The organism is Nocardioides sp. Root240 (assembly GCF_001428825.1).
In the GTDB taxonomy this organism is placed as follows: Bacteria; Actinomycetota; Actinomycetes; order Propionibacteriales; family Nocardioidaceae; genus Nocardioides.
Map to the genome: position 1 here is coordinate 61,089 of NZ_LMIT01000011.1, position 16,884 is coordinate 77,972.

A 16,884-nucleotide genomic window follows, 5' to 3' on the forward strand; every position below is an offset into this window, starting at 1 on the left:
GGAATCCCCGCCTAGCGGGGTATTCCTGCGCTTGTTGGCCGTTGCAACCGTCATCAACCGCGAGAATCCCCGCCTAGGCGGGGATCCCTGCATCAGCTCATGCCGGGAACGCCAGCGTCTTGGTCTCCAGGTACTCCTCGAACCCGGCGACACCCATCTCCCGGCCGATGCCGGACTGCTTGTACCCGCCGAACGGCGCGTCGGGGCTGAACCACACGCCACCGTTGACGGCGAGCGTCCCGGTGCGGATCCGGGCCGCCACGGCGCGAGCCCGCTCGAGGGATCCCGAGTCGACGGAGCCGGAGAGGCCGTACGCCGAGTCGTTGGCGATCCGGACCGCGTCGTCGTCGCCGTCGTGCGGGATGACGACGAGGACCGGGCCGAAGATCTCCTCCTGCGCGAGGCGCGAGGAGTTGTCGAGCCCCGCGACGACGGTGGGCTGCACCCAGAAGCCGTCCTGGTCGATGATCGATCCACCGGTGGCGAAGCGTCCGCCCTCCTCGAGCGCCACGTCGAAGTACGCCGCCACGCGGTCGCGCTGCACGGCCGAGATCACCGGGCCGCAGATCGCGCCGGGGTCGGCCGGGTCCTTGGCACCGATCGACTCCATCGTCTGGGCGGCGACGGTGACGGCCTCGTCGTACCGGTCGCGGGGGACGATCAGGCGGGTCGTGATGGCGCAGCCCTGGCCGGCGTGGATGCACGCGGCGAACGCCGTACCGCCGGCGACGGCCGCGACGTCGGCGTCGTCGAGCGCGATCGCGGCGGACTTGCCGCCGAGCTCGAGGAAGACCTTCTTCAGCGTGGGCGCGGCGGCCGCCATGATCGCGCGGCCGACGCCGGTCGAGCCGGTGAAGGACACCATGTCGACACGCGGGTCGGTCGAGAGCACGGACGCGACCTCGTTGGACCGCGGCGTGACGACGTTGAAGACGCCGGCCGGGATGTCGGTGTGCTCGGCGACGAGGCGGCCCAGCTCGGCCGCCACCCACGGGGTGTCCGGCGCGGGCTTGAGGACGACGGTGCAGCCCGCGGCGAGCGCGGGGCCGACCTTCGCGAGGTTGATCTGGGTGGGCACGTTCCACGGGGTGATCGCCGCGACGACGCCGACCGGCTCCCGGCGCACGGTACGACGCGAGCGGATCCCCATCGGCGAGGCGACCCCCAGGTCCGTCTCGAACTCATAGGACTCCAGCAGGTCGGTGACCCACTTCAACCCGTCCACGGGTACGTCGAAGCCGGCCGCGCCCATCATGAAGCCCGGCATGCCGACCTCCGCGGTGGTCAGGGCACGGAAGGCGTCCGCGTTCTCGAGCAGGGCGGCGTGCAGCTGGCGCAGGCAGCGGACCCGCAGCTCCACGTCCGTCGACCACGACGACTCGTCGAAGGCCCGGCGGGCGGCGGCGATCGCCGCGTCCACGTCGGCGGCGGTGCCGTCGGGGGCGACGCCGATCTCGGACCCGTCGGCCGGGTTGAGGATCGGGTAGCTCGCGCCGGAGGACGCCGCGACGAGCTTGCCGTCGATCAGCTGCTGGGCGGGAGGGGGCAGCGCGCTCATGACGCCGCCTCCGGAGCGGCGGCCTGGGTGACGTACTGGCCGGCCTCGACCGGCGGCGGCCACACGGTCGAGGGCAGGTCCTCGTGGCGGTAGTGGCCGGGGACGCCGTGGCCGGAGACCGACATCCGCTTGAGGAGGGTGTCGGGCGCCTTGTCGGCCTTGATGATCTCGAGGAAGGTGTGCGCGGTCGACGGCATGTCGAACCAGTCACGCTGCCAGTCGATCTTCACCAGCCCGGCGTCGGCGCCCTCGGTCACCCGCTTGAGGCCGAACCACGAGCCGCCGAGCCCGAGGATCTCGAACTCCTTGCCGTCGTCGTCGAGGATCCCCGAGCGCTGCTTCCAGAAGCCGACGACCATCGCCTTCTGCTCGTCGATCACGGTGCAGACGTAGTCGTAGTGCCAACCGTCGAGGCCGTCCATCTCGATGCCGATCGCCCAGTCGCGGATCTGGTCGCGGCCGACCGCCATGAAGTGCTCGTCGGGCGCGTACATCCAGCCGTACGTCGCGTCCTCGGCGTACCACTCGGCCATCGGGCGCCAGTCGCCCGTGGCCTCGACGTCGCGGTTGATCTGCAGCCAGGTGGCCCAGAACTCCTCGATCTCGGCCCGGGTCAGCTGGGCGGTCGGGTCACTCATGTCAGTCCTCTTCGATCGAAAGGGCGAAAGCAGGGCAGTACTTCACGGCGGTGGTGACGTCGGCGCGCAGCGCCTCGTCGGGGTGCTCGTCGAGCAGCACGACGACGTCGGCGTCCTCGTCGAAGCCGAAGACGGTCGGGGCCTCGCCCTGGCACAGCTGGTGGCCCTGGCAGATGCCGGTGTCGGCGACGACTCTCATGACAACTCGGTGGTTGAGGTGCGAGCGCCAGCGAGCCTCGAAACCCGGAACCGGCGGCGGTACTTCACCCGGGCGGGCTGGGCGAGCTGGATCACCATCTTGGTGAAGTCGTCGCGGTAGGTGTCGAGCTCCTGGGCCGGCTCGAAGGAGAAGTCCCGCAGGATGACCGAGAAGATCGCCTTCATCTGCATCATCGCGAAGGCGTTGCCGACGCAGCGGTGCTTGCCGGCGCCGAACGGGATCCAGGTCCAGCGGTTCTGCAGGTCCTCCTGGCGCGGGTCGACGTAGCGGCCCGGGTCGAACTCCTCCGCCTTGGGGAAGTCCTCCTCGATCCGGTTGGACACGCGCGGCGAGGCCGCGAGCACGGTGCCGGCCGGGATCGTGTGGCCCATCAGGTCGAAGTCCTCCTGCACCAACCGCATCAGGATGACCAGTGGCGGGTGCAGCCGCAGCGTCTCCTTGAGCGCGGCCTCGAGCACGGGGATCGACCGCAGCGCCTGGAAGGAGACCTCGGAGCCGTCCGCGTAGAGCGCGTCGAGCTCGGCGACGACGTCGCCCATCACGGCGGGGTTGCGGAGCAGCTCGATCATCGCCCACGACGCCGTGCCAGAGGAGGTGTGGTGGCCCGCGAACATCATCGAGATGAAGATGCCGGTGACCATCTCGGCGTCGTACCCGACGGCGATGAGGACGTCGAGCAGGTCCCGGTCCTCCTTGGGGATCTCCCCCTGCGCGACCCGCGCGGCGATGATCGACTGGACCTTCGCGACCAGCTCCTCGCGGGCCTCGTCACGGATCTTGAAGTTCTCGATGTCGGCGTACGGGTCGACGTACGCGATCGCATCGGTGCCGTGCTCGAGCCGGTGGTAGATCTCGGCGAACGAGCCGTCGAGCTGGTCGCGGAAGGGCTTGCCGATCAGGCACGAGGAGGTCGTGTAGATCGTCAGCTCGGCGAAGAAGTCGAGCAGGTCGATCTCGCCCTCGTCGCCCCAGCCCGCGACCATCCGGCGGATCTCCGCCTCGATCGTCTGCGCGTGGCCGCGCATCATGTCGCCGCGCAGCGCCTGGTTCTTCAGCATCTGCTGGCGCTCCTCGGGCGAGGCGTCGAAGACCACTCCCTTGCCGAAGATCGGCGTCATGAAGGGGTACGCCGCCGCCTGGTCGAGCACGCTCTCCGGAGCCCGGAAGAAGGCCTCGTTGGCCTCGGCGCCGGTAACCAGCACGACCTGCTTGTCGGCGAGCCGGAACCGGCCGAGGTCGCCGCACTCGTCGCGGACGCGGTGGAAGAGCGCGATCGGGTCGACCCGCATCTCCGGCAGGTGGCCGGTGCCCTTGATGATCGCCGGGACGATGGCGTCCTGGTCGTCGAGGACCGTGGAGACCTCGCGGATGGCGTCGAGTGTCATGACTGCTCCAGGGGTGCTTCAGGGTTCACGTCGACAGGACTGATGTGCACGCCGCGCGGCGCGCTGACCACGGTCACGATCGCGTCCGCGATGGCGGTGGCCTTGAGGAAGTGGGAGTGCCGGGCGTGGCCCCACTTGATCCACTCGGTCAGGACCTTGGCGCCCGCGTCGGCGTCCCAGTCCGAGCCCATCTCGGACCAGGTCGGACCGGGACGTACGACCGACGCGCGGACGCCCGTGCCCTCGAGCTCCATCTGCAGCGCCTCGACCAGCCCCTCGAGGCCGGACTTCGTGGCGCTGTAGCCGCGCATGAACGGGCGGGCGCGCAGGGCGGTGTCGGAGGAGACGAACACGAGGTCGCCGCGCTGCCGCTCGACCATCCCCGCGCCGAAGGCGCGCACGAGGCGATGGGCGCCGAGCACGTTGACGTCGAACTCGGCGGCCAGCTGCTCGGTCGTGGCGTCGAGCAGGCCGCCCGGTGCGAGCAGGCCGGCGTTGCAGACCACGACCTCGGCCTCGCCGAGACCGGCGCTCACCGCGGCGGCGAACTTGTCGACCGACTCGGTCGACGCGACGTCGAGGGCGTGCACGAAGGCCTCGCCGCCGGCCTCGCGGATCTCCGCGGCCAGCTCGTCGAGCTTGTCGACCCGGCGGGCGCCGAGCGCGACCGGGAACCCCGCGGCCGCGAGCGCACGGGCCGTCTCGGCGCCGATCCCGGAGGACGCGCCCGCGACGACGGCGGGACGACGGTCGGGGTGGACGGGCTTCGGCATCAGAGGCCCCTCCGCTCCGTGAAGGTGACCGGCAGGGACGCGAAGCCGCGCACGCTCGTGGAGTGCACCCGGACCGCACGGTCCGCGTGCACCTCGAAGTCGGCGACCCGGCGTACCAGCTCCTCGAGGACGACGCGCGCCTCGAGCCGGGCGAGGTTGGCGCCCAGGCAGAAGTGCCGGCCGGTGCCGAAGCTGAGGATCTCGGACAGCTCGGACTTCTCGCGCGTGATGTCGAACGTCGTCGGATCGGTGAAGACCCGGTCGTCGCGGTTGGCGCTGCCCAGCAGCACCAGCGCCTTGGAGCCGCCGGGGATGCGGACGCCGCCGACCTCGACGTCCTCGGTGACGTAGCGGGCCAGCATCTGGCTGGAGGTGTCGTGGCGCAGCGTCTCCTCGATCCACGTCGGGACCAGCGCGACGTCGTCGAGCACCTGCGCCTTCTGCGCGGGGTTCGCCGACAGGTGGAAGAGCGCGTTGCCGAGGAGCTTGGTGGTGGTCTCGTTGCCGGCGACGACCATGAGGAACAGGAAGGCCATGATCTCGCCGTCGGTGAGCCGGTCGCCGTCCATCTCCGCGGCAACCAGCGCCGAGGTCAGGTCGTCGGTCGGGGTACGGCGGCGCTGGGCCACCATCTCGCCGTAGTAGCCGAAGAGCGCGAAGGACGCCTCCATGCCGGCCTGCGGTACGTCGCGGACGCCGTCCTCACGGTGCACGACCAGGTCGGCGAGGCGTCGTACCTCGTCGCGGTCGGCCACCGGCACGCCCATCATCTCGGAGATGACGTCCATCGGGAGCTTGCCGGCGAAGTCGTCGATCCAGTCGGCCTCGCCGCGCTCGGCGTGGGCGGCGAAGGTGCGCTCGAGGTAGCGCTCGGTCAGCGCCTGCACCTCCGGCGTCAGCTCGCGGACCCGGCGCGGCGTGAAGGCCGCGGAGACCAGCTTGCGGATCCGCGACTGCTCGGCGCCGTCGAGGCCGAGGAAGCTCATCACCCGGTGCGCTTCGGGGTTCCACGCGGACGCGTCGAGCGAGACGCCCATCCGGTTGGAGAACACCGTGTCGTTGCGCAGCACGTCGAAGACGTCCTGGTGACGCGAGATCACCCAGATGTCGTCGGCGGCCGCGTGGAAGACCGGCGCCTCGTCCCGCAGGCGCTGGTACGTCGGGTACGGGTCGTCCTGGAAGGCGTAGTCGTAGGGGTCGAAGACCAGCTCGCTGGCGGTGCTGGTGGCCATCAGTTGCCTCGCAGGATGACGTCGGCGGCGGAGACGAGGCGCTCGGCGATCTCGTCGTAGGTCATCAGCCCCATCCCGGCCTGGAGCAGCGCGCCGGAGAAGGTCAGCACCAGCACCTCCAGCACGGCGGGGTCCGCCTTGTCGCCCAGGGCGGCCTCGAACCGGGCGAGGAACTCGGCGCCGATCCGCAGCCGCAGCCGGGCCACGTCGGGGTCGGTGCCCAGCAGCGCGGGCGTCACGGCGGCGGCCAGCTCGGGCTCCTCGACGATGCGGGCGGTCAGCGCGCGCATCGTGGCCTGCAGCCGCTCGAGCGCCGTCGTACCGGAGGCGCGGGCCGGGCCGCCCGCGGTGAGGTGGCGCCAGAACAGCTCGGCGAAGAGGTGGTTCTTCGAGGCGAGGTAGGTGTACGCCGTCGCCGGCGAGACCCCCGCGCGCTGGGCCACGGTGCGCACGGTCAGCGCCTCGTGGCCGACGGCCCGAAGCTCCTCGAGCCCGGCGACGAGCAGCTTCTCCACGGTCTCGGCCTGCCGGGGGTTGAGACCCTGGCGCGGCGCTTCGAACACCTGACTGGACATGTGTCCAACATAGGAGACGTTCCCGGATGACGCAAGACATTTCCTAGAACTCGTTCTAGTTTGGACGGCATGCGCAACGGGATCGTCCTCTTCACCTCCGACCGCGGCATCACGCCGGCCCGCCTCGCCGTGGCGGCCGAGGAACGCGGCTTCGACACCATCTACGTGCCCGAGCACACCCACATCCCGGTGCGCCGCGACGCGCTGCACCCCACGGGTGGTGAGGAGCTGCCGGACGACCGCTACCTGCGCACCCTCGACCCGTGGGTCTCGCTCGCCACCTGCGCCGCCGTCACGACGAGGATCGGGCTGTCCACAGCCGTGTGCCTCCCCGTCGAGTCCGACCCGATCACGCTGGCCAAGACCCTGGCCACGCTCGACCACCTGTCCGGTGGCCGCGTGACGATCGGCGCCGGCTTCGGCTGGAACACCGACGAGCTCACCGACCACCACGTGCCGGCGGCGAAGCGTCGTACCGTCCTCAGGGAGTACCTCGAGGCGATGCGCGCGCTGTGGACCCAGGAGGAGGCCGCGTACGACGGCGAGTTCGTCTCCTTCGGCCCGAGCTGGGCCTACCCGAAGCCCCCGCAGGGCCGGATCCCCGTCATCATCGGGGCCGGCGCCGGCCCGAAGACCTTCGACTGGATCGCCGCCAACGCCGACGGCTGGATGACCACGCCGACCACCACCGACGTGGCGGCGAACGCCGACACTCTGCGCAAGGTCTGGGCCGACGCCGGCCGCGAGGGCCAACCCGACGTGCGGATCCTCGTCGCCAAGCGACCCACCGAGGAGGACTTCGCCGACTGGATGGGCGCGGGCGCGTCCGAGCTGATCTGGGGAGTCCCCGACTCCGACGAGAGCGCCGTGCTCACCTACCTCGACAAGATGGCGGCCCGCCTGGGGCTCTCGGCGTGAGCCGGTACGCCGCCCTCTCCCGCGAGGAGCTCGCGGCCCTGGTGCCCGAGCTGCTGCTCATGGGGCAGCTGATCGACCGCTCCGGCATGGCGTGGTGCATCGCGGCGTTCGGTCGCGAGGAGATGCTCCAGATCGCCATCGAGGAGTGGGCGGCGGCGTCGCCGATCTACACCCGCCGGATGCAGGACGCGCTGGGCTACGCACCCGACGTACCGGGGCGGGGGGACGTGGTGACGATCTTCAAGGGACTGCAGCTCGACATCGGCGCTCCCCCGCAGTTCATGGACTTCCGCTACACCGTGCACGACCCGTGCCACGGCGAGTTCCGGCTCGACCACTGCGGTGCGCTGATGGACGTGGAGCCGATGGGCGAGGAGTACGTCCGCGGGATGTGCCACGACATCGAGGACCCGACCTTCGACGCCACGGCGATCGCGACCAACCCGCACGCCCAGGTCCGCCCGATCCACCGGCCGCCACGCACGCCTGCTGACCGCCACCCGCACTGCGCGTGGACCGTGGTCATCGACGAGTCGTACCCGGAGCCGACGCCGGTGCCGGCGCTCGAGGTCAACGAGCGCTCCCGCGCGGCATCCCTGCCCCTGCCGCCGATCGACGCCTCCGACGAGGGCGTGGCCGACTACGCCGGGCCGCTGCTGTCGGACGTCGACTTCGCCGCCTTCTCCCACTCCGCCCTGGTCCGCATCGCCGACGAGGTCTGCCTCCAGATGCACCTGCTGGACCGGGCCTTCGCCCTCGCCGTCGCCGAGCGGACCGAGACCGACGGGGAGCTGGAGCGGCTGCGCCGCAAGCAGCTCGTCGGCGTCGCCGGCATCGGCGCCGACCGCCTCGGCCGCTGCCTCGGCCTGGACCGGTGGGACGACCCGGTCGCCGCCGCGCTCGCCCTCCTGGCCGCGCACCCGCTGCTCAACCCGGCGGCCTACGTCGCCGCCGACCTCGGCGGCGCCGAGCTGGTCGTCCGCCCCGGACCGGCCGACGAGGACCAGGCCTGGATCTCGCTCTGCGGCCCCGACTGGACCGCCGCCCTCCAGGCGATCGTCCGCACCATCGACCCGCACCTCGACGTGGTCGTGTCCCCCCTGGCGGGTCCGGAGGGCGAGGGATGGCGGGCCGTCGTCGTCCGCACGGACGTCGCGGCTCCCGAGGCCGACGAGGTCGCGGTGACCCGGTTCAGCACCGGCGCGACCTTCGCCTTCCAGCCCCGGACGTCACTGCCGATCACGCCCGTCTGAGCGCCGCCGCGCGCGACCGTCCCGGCGGGAGGGTCAGGAGAGGCCCTTCTCGATCGCCCCGATCACCTTCGGCCGCAGGTCGCTCGCCGCGATCACCTCGTCCACCGAGCCGACCTCGACGGCGCGGTGGATGTTGTGGACGCCGTCGAACTCGGCGGCGATCTCCGCGATCTTGTCGGCGTGCAGCTGGTGGCGCAGCTCGGCGAGCTCCACGAGGAGCAGGCCGCGCTCGCCGTCGGCGGCGCCGTCGATGCGCTCCTGCAGCTCGGCGACCTTCGGGTCGGCGGCGGCGCGCTTGGCGACCTCCGCGGCGAAGACCACCGCCGCGGCGGGGGCCCCGCCGAGGACCGAGGCGTACGAGCCCTCGATCGCCAGCACCGTCATCGACGGGTTGAGGCGCTTGGAGAAGACCACGAACGCACCGCCGTGGTAGCGCGAGACCACGCAGAACACGATCGGGCCGCGGAAGTTCACGATGGAGCGGCCGATCTCGGCGCCGTACTCCAGCTGGAGGTTGCGCATCGACTCGGGTGAGCCGTCGAAGCCCGACAGGTTCGCGAGGACGACGACCGGGCGGTTGCCCGAGGCGGCGTTGATCGCGCGGGCGACCTTCTTCGACGACCGCGGGAACAGGGTGCCCGCGGTGTAGGTGTCGGGGCCGTCGGTGGGCGGGAAGCCCGCACGCGGGACCGGCTTGGACTCGATGCCGATCAGGGTGACCGGGTAGCCGCCGATGCGGGTGTCGACGGTGACCGCGGTGTCGGCGTCGGCCATGCCGGCCCACCGCTCGAGCAGCTCGTGGTCGGCGTCCGCGACAGAGCGCATGACGGTGCGGATGTCGAACGGCTTCTTGCGGTCCGGGTTGTGCTCGGCCGAGAAGATCTGCCCGACGGTGGCGAAGTCCGCCCCCGGGTGGGGGTACGACGTGACGTCGCGCTCGACCGGGTCGGTCGTGGGCGCGCGGCGCGGCCCGGGCTCGCCCGGCACGACGTAGGTGTGCTCGTAGTGCGCCATCAGCACGTCGAACGCGCCGGCCAGGTCGCGCACCCAGTACTGCGCCTGCCCGTTCGGTCCCATCACGCGGTCGTAGCCGCCGATGCCGTGGTTGTCCTCGGCCGAGACGCCGCCGGAGAAGTCCAGCGACTGCTTGCCGGTCAGCACCATGGCGCTGTCGGGGGTCATGACGAGGATGCCCTTGGTGTGCATCAGCATCGTGGCCTCGGCGTTCCAGTACGGCTGGGCACCGACATTGATGCCGGCGACGACGATGTTGATCTCGCCGCCGTCCTGCGTGAACTCCACGATCCGGCGCAGCGCGTCGGCCACCCAGTCCATGTTCTCGGTGCCGCTCTCCATCGAGATCCGGGCACCGGCGGAGACCGCGAACCACTCCAGCGGTACGTCGAGCTCCTCGGCCAGGTCGATGGCCGCGATCACCCGCGCGCACTCCGGTTCCGAGAGAGCACCGAGCGACTTGAGCGGGTCACCGCACAGCACGACCCGCTTGATGCCCTCGGGGTAGAGCGGCGTCGGGGTGTTCACCACGGCGACGATCAGCGCGGCGGTGTTCTGGCCGCGCGGCCGGTCGACCGGCGCGAGCACGCCGCGCTCGTCGAAGTCGTACTCCTGCAGCGAGCCGCCACCGGCGAGCACCGATTCCAGCTCGTAGGGGTAGACCAGGCCGCGGCGACGGGCGCGGAGCACCTTGCCGGCGTACTCGTCCATCGGCTTGAGCGGCTCGGCCGGGGGCGTGATGACGTCGGCGACGACGCCCGCGCCGGGCTTGGCGTGGAACCGGATCGCGAGCGGGGTCGGCTTGCCGTCGGGACCGGCGACGCGCCCCTCGGCGAGCACCTCCTCGATGCCGGCGCTCTCGGTCAGCGGGGTGATCTTGCCCTGCAGCGCGGTGAGCTGGTCGAGGTCGGCCTCGATGACCGGCCACACCGTGACCCACACGTGGTTGACGTCGAGGCTGGTGCCGGCGCGGCCGCGGGCGGTGCGCACGCGGCGGATCGCCTCGAGGCAGTTCTCGACCGCCCGCTCGGCGTGCGGCAGGGCGATGACCCGCCCCTCCTCGTCCCGTACGACGGCGAGCTGGCGCACCTGCGCGGCCGCCACCAGTCGGCGGTCGGCCGGGTTCGTCCTCGCCACGCACTCGTAGAGGAGCACGTCGTCGGGGGCGTCGAGCCGGGTGACGTCGAACTCCCGCAGGCGCGAGAGGTTCAGGCGGCGGCCCACCATCGGGTGCATGCCGCGGACCAGCTTGTCCTCGTCGAGCTCGCCGCCGTTCTCCCCGCCGTCGGTGCGGAAGGTGAAGTAGTCGATCGGCCGCGGCGCCGCGGGGCACACCGCCACGGAGACGCGGCGGGCCCGCGCGACGAACGGCTGGCCGTCGAGCAGGCGGGCCACCTCGGCCGACGCCTCGTCGGGGTCGGTGGGCGCGTCCGGCCAGCGCAGGTAGACCTCGACCACGTTGTCGTGGTCGGTGGCGATGGCGCCGTCGAGCGCGGCTCCGAGCGCACCGCCGGGGGCGAGCTCGGTGACGTCGCCGATCGTCGAGACGACGCGGGTCGCGCCCTTCTCGCCGGTGGCGTACTCCGCGTGCACGACCGGGCGGCCGGCGACGTCGGCGACGGTGAGGTCGTGGAGGTCGTGCTCCAGGTAGTGGCGGCGGACCAGTACCTCGAGCAACGGCTCGCTGGCGGGCAGGCCGTCGGCGAGGCGGTCGCGGAGGAAGCCGACGAGCGGCTCCGGGATCGCGGTCAGCGCGTCGATCCGCGCGTCGCGGTCGGCAGCGGCCGGGTCGGTGAGCGCCGCGACCTCGGCCGGCACGCCCTCGAGGACCGCGCGGCGCTCGACGTCGACAGCTGGCTGGTCGAACCAGCCGAAGCGGATCGACCGGGCCAGGTCCCCGACGACGGCGAAGCGCAGCTGGGTGGCCCGCACCATCCGCTCGAGCAGCGCCCGGGCGGCCGCGGCGTCCTCGGCGGCCGGCGGCGGGTCGCCGAGCCAGCGCTGCAGGATCCCGACGGCGATGTCGACGTCGGACGGGTGCTGCTGGGCGAGGAAGATCCGGAACACCGCGCGCTCGAGCTCGGGCGTGCGCTCGAGGTCGGTGACGCCGTAGTGCGCGAGGACGCGCAGCAGCTTGTCGCGGAAGTGGTCCGGCAGCGCGCCACGCTCGGGGTCGAGGCTGCGCAGGTAGGTGTGGAAGTGCTCGCGGGAGCTGTGCACGCGCAGCTCGGTGTGCTCGTCGCCGGCCGGCCGGTTGCGGCTGAGCTCGGCGAAGTCGGTGAACAGCGACAGCAGCGCCGTCTCGGCCTCGCGGGCTGCAGCCGTCCGGGTGGCGAGGTGGTCGGCGAGGACCGTGCCGCGCTGGTCGGGCGCGACGTCGTACCCGAGGAGCTGGCCGGTGAGGCTGCCGACGCAGTCGGCGGCGGCAGCGGCCATCGGCTCGGGCAGGTCGAGGTCGTCGTACGACGCCGTGCCGGCCACCTCGTCGCCGTCGCCGGTCGGGTCGAGGCGCACGAGCGGGGCGCCGGTCTCGACCTGGCTGCCGACGCGGACCACGAGCTCCTTGATGCGGCCGGTGAACGGCGCGTGGAGGACGGTCTCCATCTTCATCGACTCGAGGACGAGGACCGGGCTGCCCGCGGTGACCTCGTCGCCGACGGCGACCGGGGTCGCGACGACCAGGGCCGGGGCGGGCGAGCGGACCATGCCGCCCTCGTCGCGGCTGACCCGGTGCATCACGTCGTCGACCTCGACGAGCATGACGGTGCCATGGGTGGAGGTCACCAGGCGATAGCGGTGGCCGTCGACCGTGAGCCGGCCGTGCACGTCGTCGAGGCGGTCCAGGACCGCGGTGACGGTGCGCTCCTCCGCCGCTCCGGCGGCGCCGATGGTGACGTCGTACTGCGCCGGGCCGGTCTGGCGCACGGTCAGCGCGTACGCCGCACCGCGCAGCTTGAGCTCGATCGAGCGCGACGGGTCGTGCTGGGCCTGCGGGCGACCGCCCTGGGCCGTCTGGAGGAAGCGCGCGATCTCGGCCCGCTCCTCCTCGAGGTACGCCTCGATCGCGGCCGCGACCAGCGCGACGCCGGAGTGGCGGGCGGCCTGCAGCCGGCCCTCGCCGCGGACCCGGTCGATCCAGCCGGTGTCGGCCCACACCGGGTCGCCGGAGAGGACCTCGGGCTGGTCGAGCAGGTCGAGGATGAAGCTCTTGTTGGTGGCGCCGCCGTCGATGACGACGGTGGTCTCGCCCATCGCGCGGCGCAGGCGGGCCAGCGCCTGCTCGCGGTCGGCGCCCCACGCGATGACCTTGGCGATCATCGAGTCGAAGTCGGCGGGGATGGTGTCGCCCTCGGTGACACCGGTGTCGACCCGGATGCCCGGGCCCGACGGCAGCTCGAGGCGGCTGATCCGGCCCGGCGCCGGCGCGAAGTCGCGGTCCGGGTCCTCGGCGTTGAGCCGGGCCTCGACCGCGTGGCCGCGCTCGGACGGCCGGTCGCCGGCGAGCGGGATGCCGCGCGCGACCTGGATCTGGAGGGCGACCAGGTCGGTGCCGGTCACCTCCTCGGTGATCGGGTGCTCCACCTGGAGCCGGGTGTTGACCTCGAGGAACGCGAAGGTGCGCTCGCCGGGGTGGTAGAGGAACTCGACGGTGCCCGCGCCGGCGTACCCGACCGCGTTGGCGAGGCGCTCGGCCGAGGCCTTGAGGTCCTGCGTCTGCGCGTCCTCGAGCAGCGGCGATGCCGACTCCTCGATGACCTTCTGGTTGCGGCGCTGCACGGAGCAGTCGCGGACGCCGATCGCCCAGGCGGTGCCCTGCCCGTCGGCGATGACCTGGACCTCGACGTGGCGGGCGTCGGTGACGAGCTTCTCCAGGAAGACGATGCCACTGCCGAAGGCGCGCTCGGCCTCGTCGCGGGTGCGCTGGTAGGCGTCGGTCAGCTCGGCGGGCGAGGTGACCTTGCGGATGCCGCGACCGCCACCGCCGGCGGTGGCCTTGAGCATCAGCGGGTAGCCGACCTCGTCGGCGCTCGCGAGCGCCTCCTCGAGCGTGTGCACGCCACCGCGGCTCCACGGCGCGACGGGGACGCCGACCTCCTCGGCGATCAGCTTCGACCCGATCTTGTCGCCGAGCTTGCGCATCGCCTCGGCGCTCGGACCGATGAAGGTCACGCCCAGGCGGGCGCACAGCTCCGCGAACGCGGGGTCCTCGGCGACGAAGCCCCAGCCGACCCACGCCGCGTCGGCGCCGGACTCGACGAGGGCCCGCTCGAGCACGGCGAGGTCGAGGTAGGGACGGTCGGCGGCGGCACCGAGCAGGTAGGACTCGTCGGCCTCCCGCACGAATGCCGAGCCCGCGTCGACGTCGGTGTGCAGCGCGATGGTCCGGATCGGCTCGACGCCGGCGACCGGGCGCGCGTTGAGGTCGCGAACGGCGTGGATCAGCCGGACGGCGGCTTCACCGCGGTTGACGATGGCAATTCGAGAGACCACTGGCACGTTCTCGACGATGCCAGCCGGCGGCGGTCCGCCGACACAACAGATCCCACAGGACTACGGGCCATTCGTTGTTGGCACCATCCAGAGGCCGCCACGAAGTGGCCCCCGCGGCACCACGAACTCGGGAAGATGGCACCACGAAGTCGGCACGATGGCACCTCGAGGTGGGCCAGACGGTCGGCCGTACGACCATCAGTCCCGCTTCGTGGTGCCATCACCCACACTTCGTGAGGGCTCAGATCTCACCCGTGGCGTCGTACACCCAGGAGATGTCGGCGGACTGGAGCTGCTCCATCCAGTCCGGCGGCGCGCTGTTCGCGACCGCACCGAAGTCCCAGTAGTCCTTCCAGAGGCAGACCCGCCCGTCGCGCACCCGGTGCACGGTGGCGAAGGGCAGCTCGACGACCTCGCCGGAGGCGAAGGTCCAGGTCTCGGAGTGCTCGTACATCACCACGTCGCCGTCGGCGACGAGCAGTCCGTCGTGGTTCTCGTACGCCGCCAGGTCGCGCAGTCCGACCTGGAGCCGCTTGACGATGTCGACGGGCCCGCGGGCGGCGAGCGTGGGGCCGACCGGCATGTCGACGTAGATGCAGTCGTCGGTGACCCAGTCGGCGAGTCCGTCCCAGTCACGGGCCGACAGGGTGCGCCAGAGGCCGAGCACCGCCTCGGCGGGGGTGCGGGTGCTGTTCATGGCCGAACACTAGAACCTGTTCCATTTCTGGGGAAGGGGCAGAAAAGTGAAAGGTCCGAAGTGCTGTGCGCTCGTACCCCTGTGTCCCTACGATCTCGCCATGACCGCCTCGGACGCGTTGCCCGACGACGCGTCCCTGGTTGCGGGCGTGCTCGCCGGCGACCGGCAGGCGTTCGCGGGGGTCTACGAGAAGTACGCCGACCGCCTGCACGACTTCGCCTTCTCGATGCTCCGCAACCCGGTCGAGGCGCAGGACTGCGTCGCGGACGCGTTCGTGCTGATGGCCGAGAAGGTCGGTCAGCTGCGCGATCCCTCCCGGCTCCGGCCGTGGCTGTACTCCGTCGTCCGCAACGAGTGCCTGCGCACGCTGCGCGGCCGGGGTCGCGAGGCCCACGACGACGAATGGCTGGAAGCCATGCCTGACCAGGGACGAGGACCGGAGGACCAGGTCGCCGACGAGGCGGTCGAGGACGAGCTGCGCGAGCTGGTCTGGGCGGCTGTCGAGGGCCTGAACGACCGCGACCGCGCGCTCATCGACCTGCACCTGCGCCAGGGTCTCGAGGGCGCCGAGCTCGCCGCCGCCATGGACGTGACGCCCTCGAACGCGTACGTGATGCTCTCCCGCGCCCGGGACCAGGTCGAGCGCTCCCTCGGCGCGCTGCTGATCGCCCGCCGCGGCAGCTCCGAGTGCGACGAGCTCGCCGTGGTCCTCAAGGACTGGGACGGCACCTTCTCCCCGCTGATCCGCAAGCGGGTGGCCCGCCACGTCGACGGGTGCGCGACCTGCGAGACCCGCCGCAAGCTGATGCTCAGCCCGCTGGCCCTGCTCGGCGCGGTCCCCGCCTTCGCCGCACCCGCCGCGCTGCGGGACCGGGTGCTCGAGGACGAGCGGCTGGTCGCCTACTACGTCGACGCGCCCGTCGTACCGGCTGCGCCTGGCCCGGCCGGTCCCGGCGGTGGCTCGTCGGACCGGCGGCGGGCGCTGATCGCCTCGGCGGCGGTGCTGCTGCTCCTGATGGGTGTCGGGCTGGTCGCACTGCTGTGGCCGGAGGGCGACGACGACGCGATCGCTGTCGACGCGCCCACCTCGGAGTCGTCGGCGTCCTCGTCCGCTCCCGTGCCGGACGTGCCCGCCGTCACGGCGCCCTCGTCCGTGGCCCCACCGACCTCCGCACCGGCGTCCCCCACGACCGCGCCCACCACGGACGCCGCCCTCGCCACCCCCGGCGACCTGGAGCTCTCGACCCGGACCCTCCGGCTCGGCACGCGGGCCACCTCCGGCACCGTCCGCCTCACCAACGTCGGCGGCACCGCTGTCGACGTCACCGCCTCCGCGCGCTCGGGCTGGCTCTCGGCGTCCGTCGGGAGCGGAACGCTCGCCCCCGGTGCCGCGTCCACGCTGCGGATCTCCGCCGACCGCTCCGGCCTCGCCGAGGGCGCGCACCGCGGCCAGGTGGCCGTGCGCTGGGCCGGCGGCACCGAGCTGGTGACCGTCGAGCTCACCGTCGCGCGGCCGCCCGTCGTCGGTCCGCTGTCGGCCGGTGCCACCAGCTGCTCCGTGCCCGTGTCCGCGGTCGTCACCGACGGGTCCGGCGTGCGGTCCGTACGGGCGACCTGGTCCGGCGCGGTGTCCGGTCAGGCCTCCGCGTCCCCGTCCGGCGGTCGGTGGCGGGTGACCATCCCCGTGACCGTCGGGGGCCAGGTCAAGGTCACCTTCACGGCGACCGACCGGACCGGCCTGACGGCGAGCCGGAGCAGGACGTTCACGTTCGATCCCTGCCCGGGATAGACCGCCCGGCTCCCCCGGTGGTCGAGGTACGAGGAGCGCCAGCGACGAGCCGTCGCCGGTGGTTGAGGTGTGAGGAGCGCCAGCGACGAGCCTCGAAACCTCTGGCCGTGGTGCCGGGACTTGCCCGAGGGCTTTGGTCGGTCGGTGGTCGGGCTCTCAAGCGGCAGCGACGAGGGAGCTGGGAGCGGGGCTGGGTCCGGCGATCGGGTGCGGCCCGGGCGGGGTTCTTCGTTGGTCGAGGAGGTCGCGCAGCGACCGTCACGAGACCCCTGCGGATGGTGCAGAGAGCTGAACTTTCGCCTGTCCACAGGCAGGTCCTGCTCGTTTCCGGATGTCGGAGG

Annotated in this window: 12 protein-coding genes; 3 read left to right on the forward strand and 9 right to left on the reverse strand. The window is 72.2% G+C overall.

What is annotated here, in order from left to right; translation table 11 throughout:
* Positions 1-97: 97 nt before the first annotated feature.
* Genes ASE20_RS14350 through ASE20_RS14380 form a run of 7 tightly spaced genes read right to left on the reverse strand, consistent with a single transcriptional unit; the run spans position 98 to position 6,381 of the window.
* Positions 98-1,558: an aldehyde dehydrogenase gene (locus ASE20_RS14350; protein ID WP_056895259.1), complete on the reverse strand. Its 1,461-nt coding sequence runs from the start codon at positions 1,556-1,558 to the stop codon at positions 98-100.
* Entirely contained in the window at positions 1,555-2,196 is a 642-nt protein-coding gene (locus tag ASE20_RS14355; RefSeq protein ID WP_056895260.1) for a hypothetical protein, read from the reverse strand. Before ASE20_RS14355 ends, ASE20_RS14350 begins: the two co-directional genes overlap by 4 nt.
* Position 2,197: 1 nt before the next feature.
* Positions 2,198-2,395, reverse strand: a complete 198-nt coding sequence (locus tag ASE20_RS14360; RefSeq protein WP_056895261.1) for a ferredoxin — start codon at positions 2,393-2,395, stop codon at positions 2,198-2,200.
* Entirely contained in the window at positions 2,392-3,801 is a 1,410-nt protein-coding gene (locus ASE20_RS14365) for a cytochrome P450 (RefSeq protein WP_082612436.1), read from the reverse strand. Before ASE20_RS14365 ends, ASE20_RS14360 begins: the two co-directional genes overlap by 4 nt.
* Positions 3,798-4,574 carry an SDR family oxidoreductase gene (locus ASE20_RS14370; protein WP_056895262.1) on the reverse strand — a complete coding sequence of 259 codons (777 nt, stop codon included), beginning with the start codon at positions 4,572-4,574 and terminating at the stop codon, positions 3,798-3,800. The genes ASE20_RS14365 and ASE20_RS14370 overlap by 4 nt, the downstream gene beginning before the upstream one ends.
* A complete protein-coding gene (locus ASE20_RS14375; RefSeq protein WP_056895263.1) occupies positions 4,574-5,806 on the reverse strand; it encodes a cytochrome P450 in 1,233 nt (410 codons plus the stop codon). Before ASE20_RS14375 ends, ASE20_RS14370 begins: the two co-directional genes overlap by 1 nt.
* Complete coding sequence (locus ASE20_RS14380; RefSeq protein WP_056895264.1) at positions 5,806-6,381, reverse strand: TetR/AcrR family transcriptional regulator; 576 nt, start codon at positions 6,379-6,381, stop codon at positions 5,806-5,808. Before ASE20_RS14380 ends, ASE20_RS14375 begins: the two co-directional genes overlap by 1 nt.
* A 69-nt stretch (positions 6,382-6,450) precedes the next feature.
* Here ASE20_RS14380 and ASE20_RS14385 point away from each other — a divergent pair, with 69 nt between their 5' ends.
* Both ASE20_RS14385 and ASE20_RS14390 read left to right on the forward strand, forming a co-directional pair.
* On the forward strand, positions 6,451-7,299 hold the full coding sequence (locus tag ASE20_RS14385) for an LLM class F420-dependent oxidoreductase (protein WP_056895265.1): 849 nt from the start codon (positions 6,451-6,453) through the stop codon (positions 7,297-7,299).
* Positions 7,296-8,552 carry a hypothetical protein gene (locus ASE20_RS14390; protein WP_056895266.1) on the forward strand — a complete coding sequence of 419 codons (1,257 nt, stop codon included), beginning with the start codon at positions 7,296-7,298 and terminating at the stop codon, positions 8,550-8,552. The genes ASE20_RS14385 and ASE20_RS14390 overlap by 4 nt, the downstream gene beginning before the upstream one ends.
* A 33-nt stretch (positions 8,553-8,585) precedes the next feature.
* On the opposite strand, the gene ASE20_RS14395 is transcribed toward ASE20_RS14390, so the two are convergent.
* Positions 8,586-14,057 carry a carboxyl transferase domain-containing protein gene (locus ASE20_RS14395; RefSeq protein WP_056895267.1) on the reverse strand — a complete coding sequence of 1,824 codons (5,472 nt, stop codon included), beginning with the start codon at positions 14,055-14,057 and terminating at the stop codon, positions 8,586-8,588.
* Positions 14,058-14,298: 241 nt separating this feature from the next.
* On the reverse strand, positions 14,299-14,754 hold the full coding sequence (locus tag ASE20_RS14400; RefSeq protein ID WP_056895268.1) for a nuclear transport factor 2 family protein: 456 nt from the start codon (positions 14,752-14,754) through the stop codon (positions 14,299-14,301).
* Positions 14,755-14,854: 100 nt separating this feature from the next.
* On the opposite strand from ASE20_RS14400, the gene ASE20_RS14405 reads away from it, so the two are divergent.
* On the forward strand, positions 14,855-16,543 hold the full coding sequence (locus ASE20_RS14405; RefSeq protein ID WP_056895269.1) for a sigma-70 family RNA polymerase sigma factor: 1,689 nt from the start codon (positions 14,855-14,857) through the stop codon (positions 16,541-16,543).
* The last annotated feature ends 341 nt before the right edge of the window (positions 16,544-16,884 follow it).

Bases quoted from the DNA above. Each gene is read 5' to 3' on its own strand.
- ASE20_RS14405 (WP_056895269.1), top strand. From the start codon at position 14,855: ATGACCGCCTCGGACGCGTTGCCCGACGACGCGTCCCTGGTTGCGGGC.
- ASE20_RS14380 (WP_056895264.1), bottom strand. From the start codon at position 6,381: ATGTCCAGTCAGGTGTTCGAAGCGCCGCGCCAGGGTCTCAACCCCCGG.
- ASE20_RS14375 (WP_056895263.1), bottom strand. From the start codon at position 5,806: ATGGCCACCAGCACCGCCAGCGAGCTGGTCTTCGACCCCTACGACTAC.
- ASE20_RS14360 (WP_056895261.1), bottom strand. From the start codon at position 2,395: ATGAGAGTCGTCGCCGACACCGGCATCTGCCAGGGCCACCAGCTGTGC.
- ASE20_RS14350 (WP_056895259.1), bottom strand. From the start codon at position 1,558: ATGAGCGCGCTGCCCCCTCCCGCCCAGCAGCTGATCGACGGCAAGCTC.
- ASE20_RS14370 (WP_056895262.1), bottom strand. From the start codon at position 4,574: ATGCCGAAGCCCGTCCACCCCGACCGTCGTCCCGCCGTCGTCGCGGGC.
- ASE20_RS14385 (WP_056895265.1), top strand. From the start codon at position 6,451: ATGCGCAACGGGATCGTCCTCTTCACCTCCGACCGCGGCATCACGCCG.
- ASE20_RS14355 (WP_056895260.1), bottom strand. From the start codon at position 2,196: ATGAGTGACCCGACCGCCCAGCTGACCCGGGCCGAGATCGAGGAGTTC.
- ASE20_RS14400 (WP_056895268.1), bottom strand. From the start codon at position 14,754: ATGAACAGCACCCGCACCCCCGCCGAGGCGGTGCTCGGCCTCTGGCGC.
- ASE20_RS14365 (WP_082612436.1), bottom strand. From the start codon at position 3,801: ATGACACTCGACGCCATCCGCGAGGTCTCCACGGTCCTCGACGACCAG.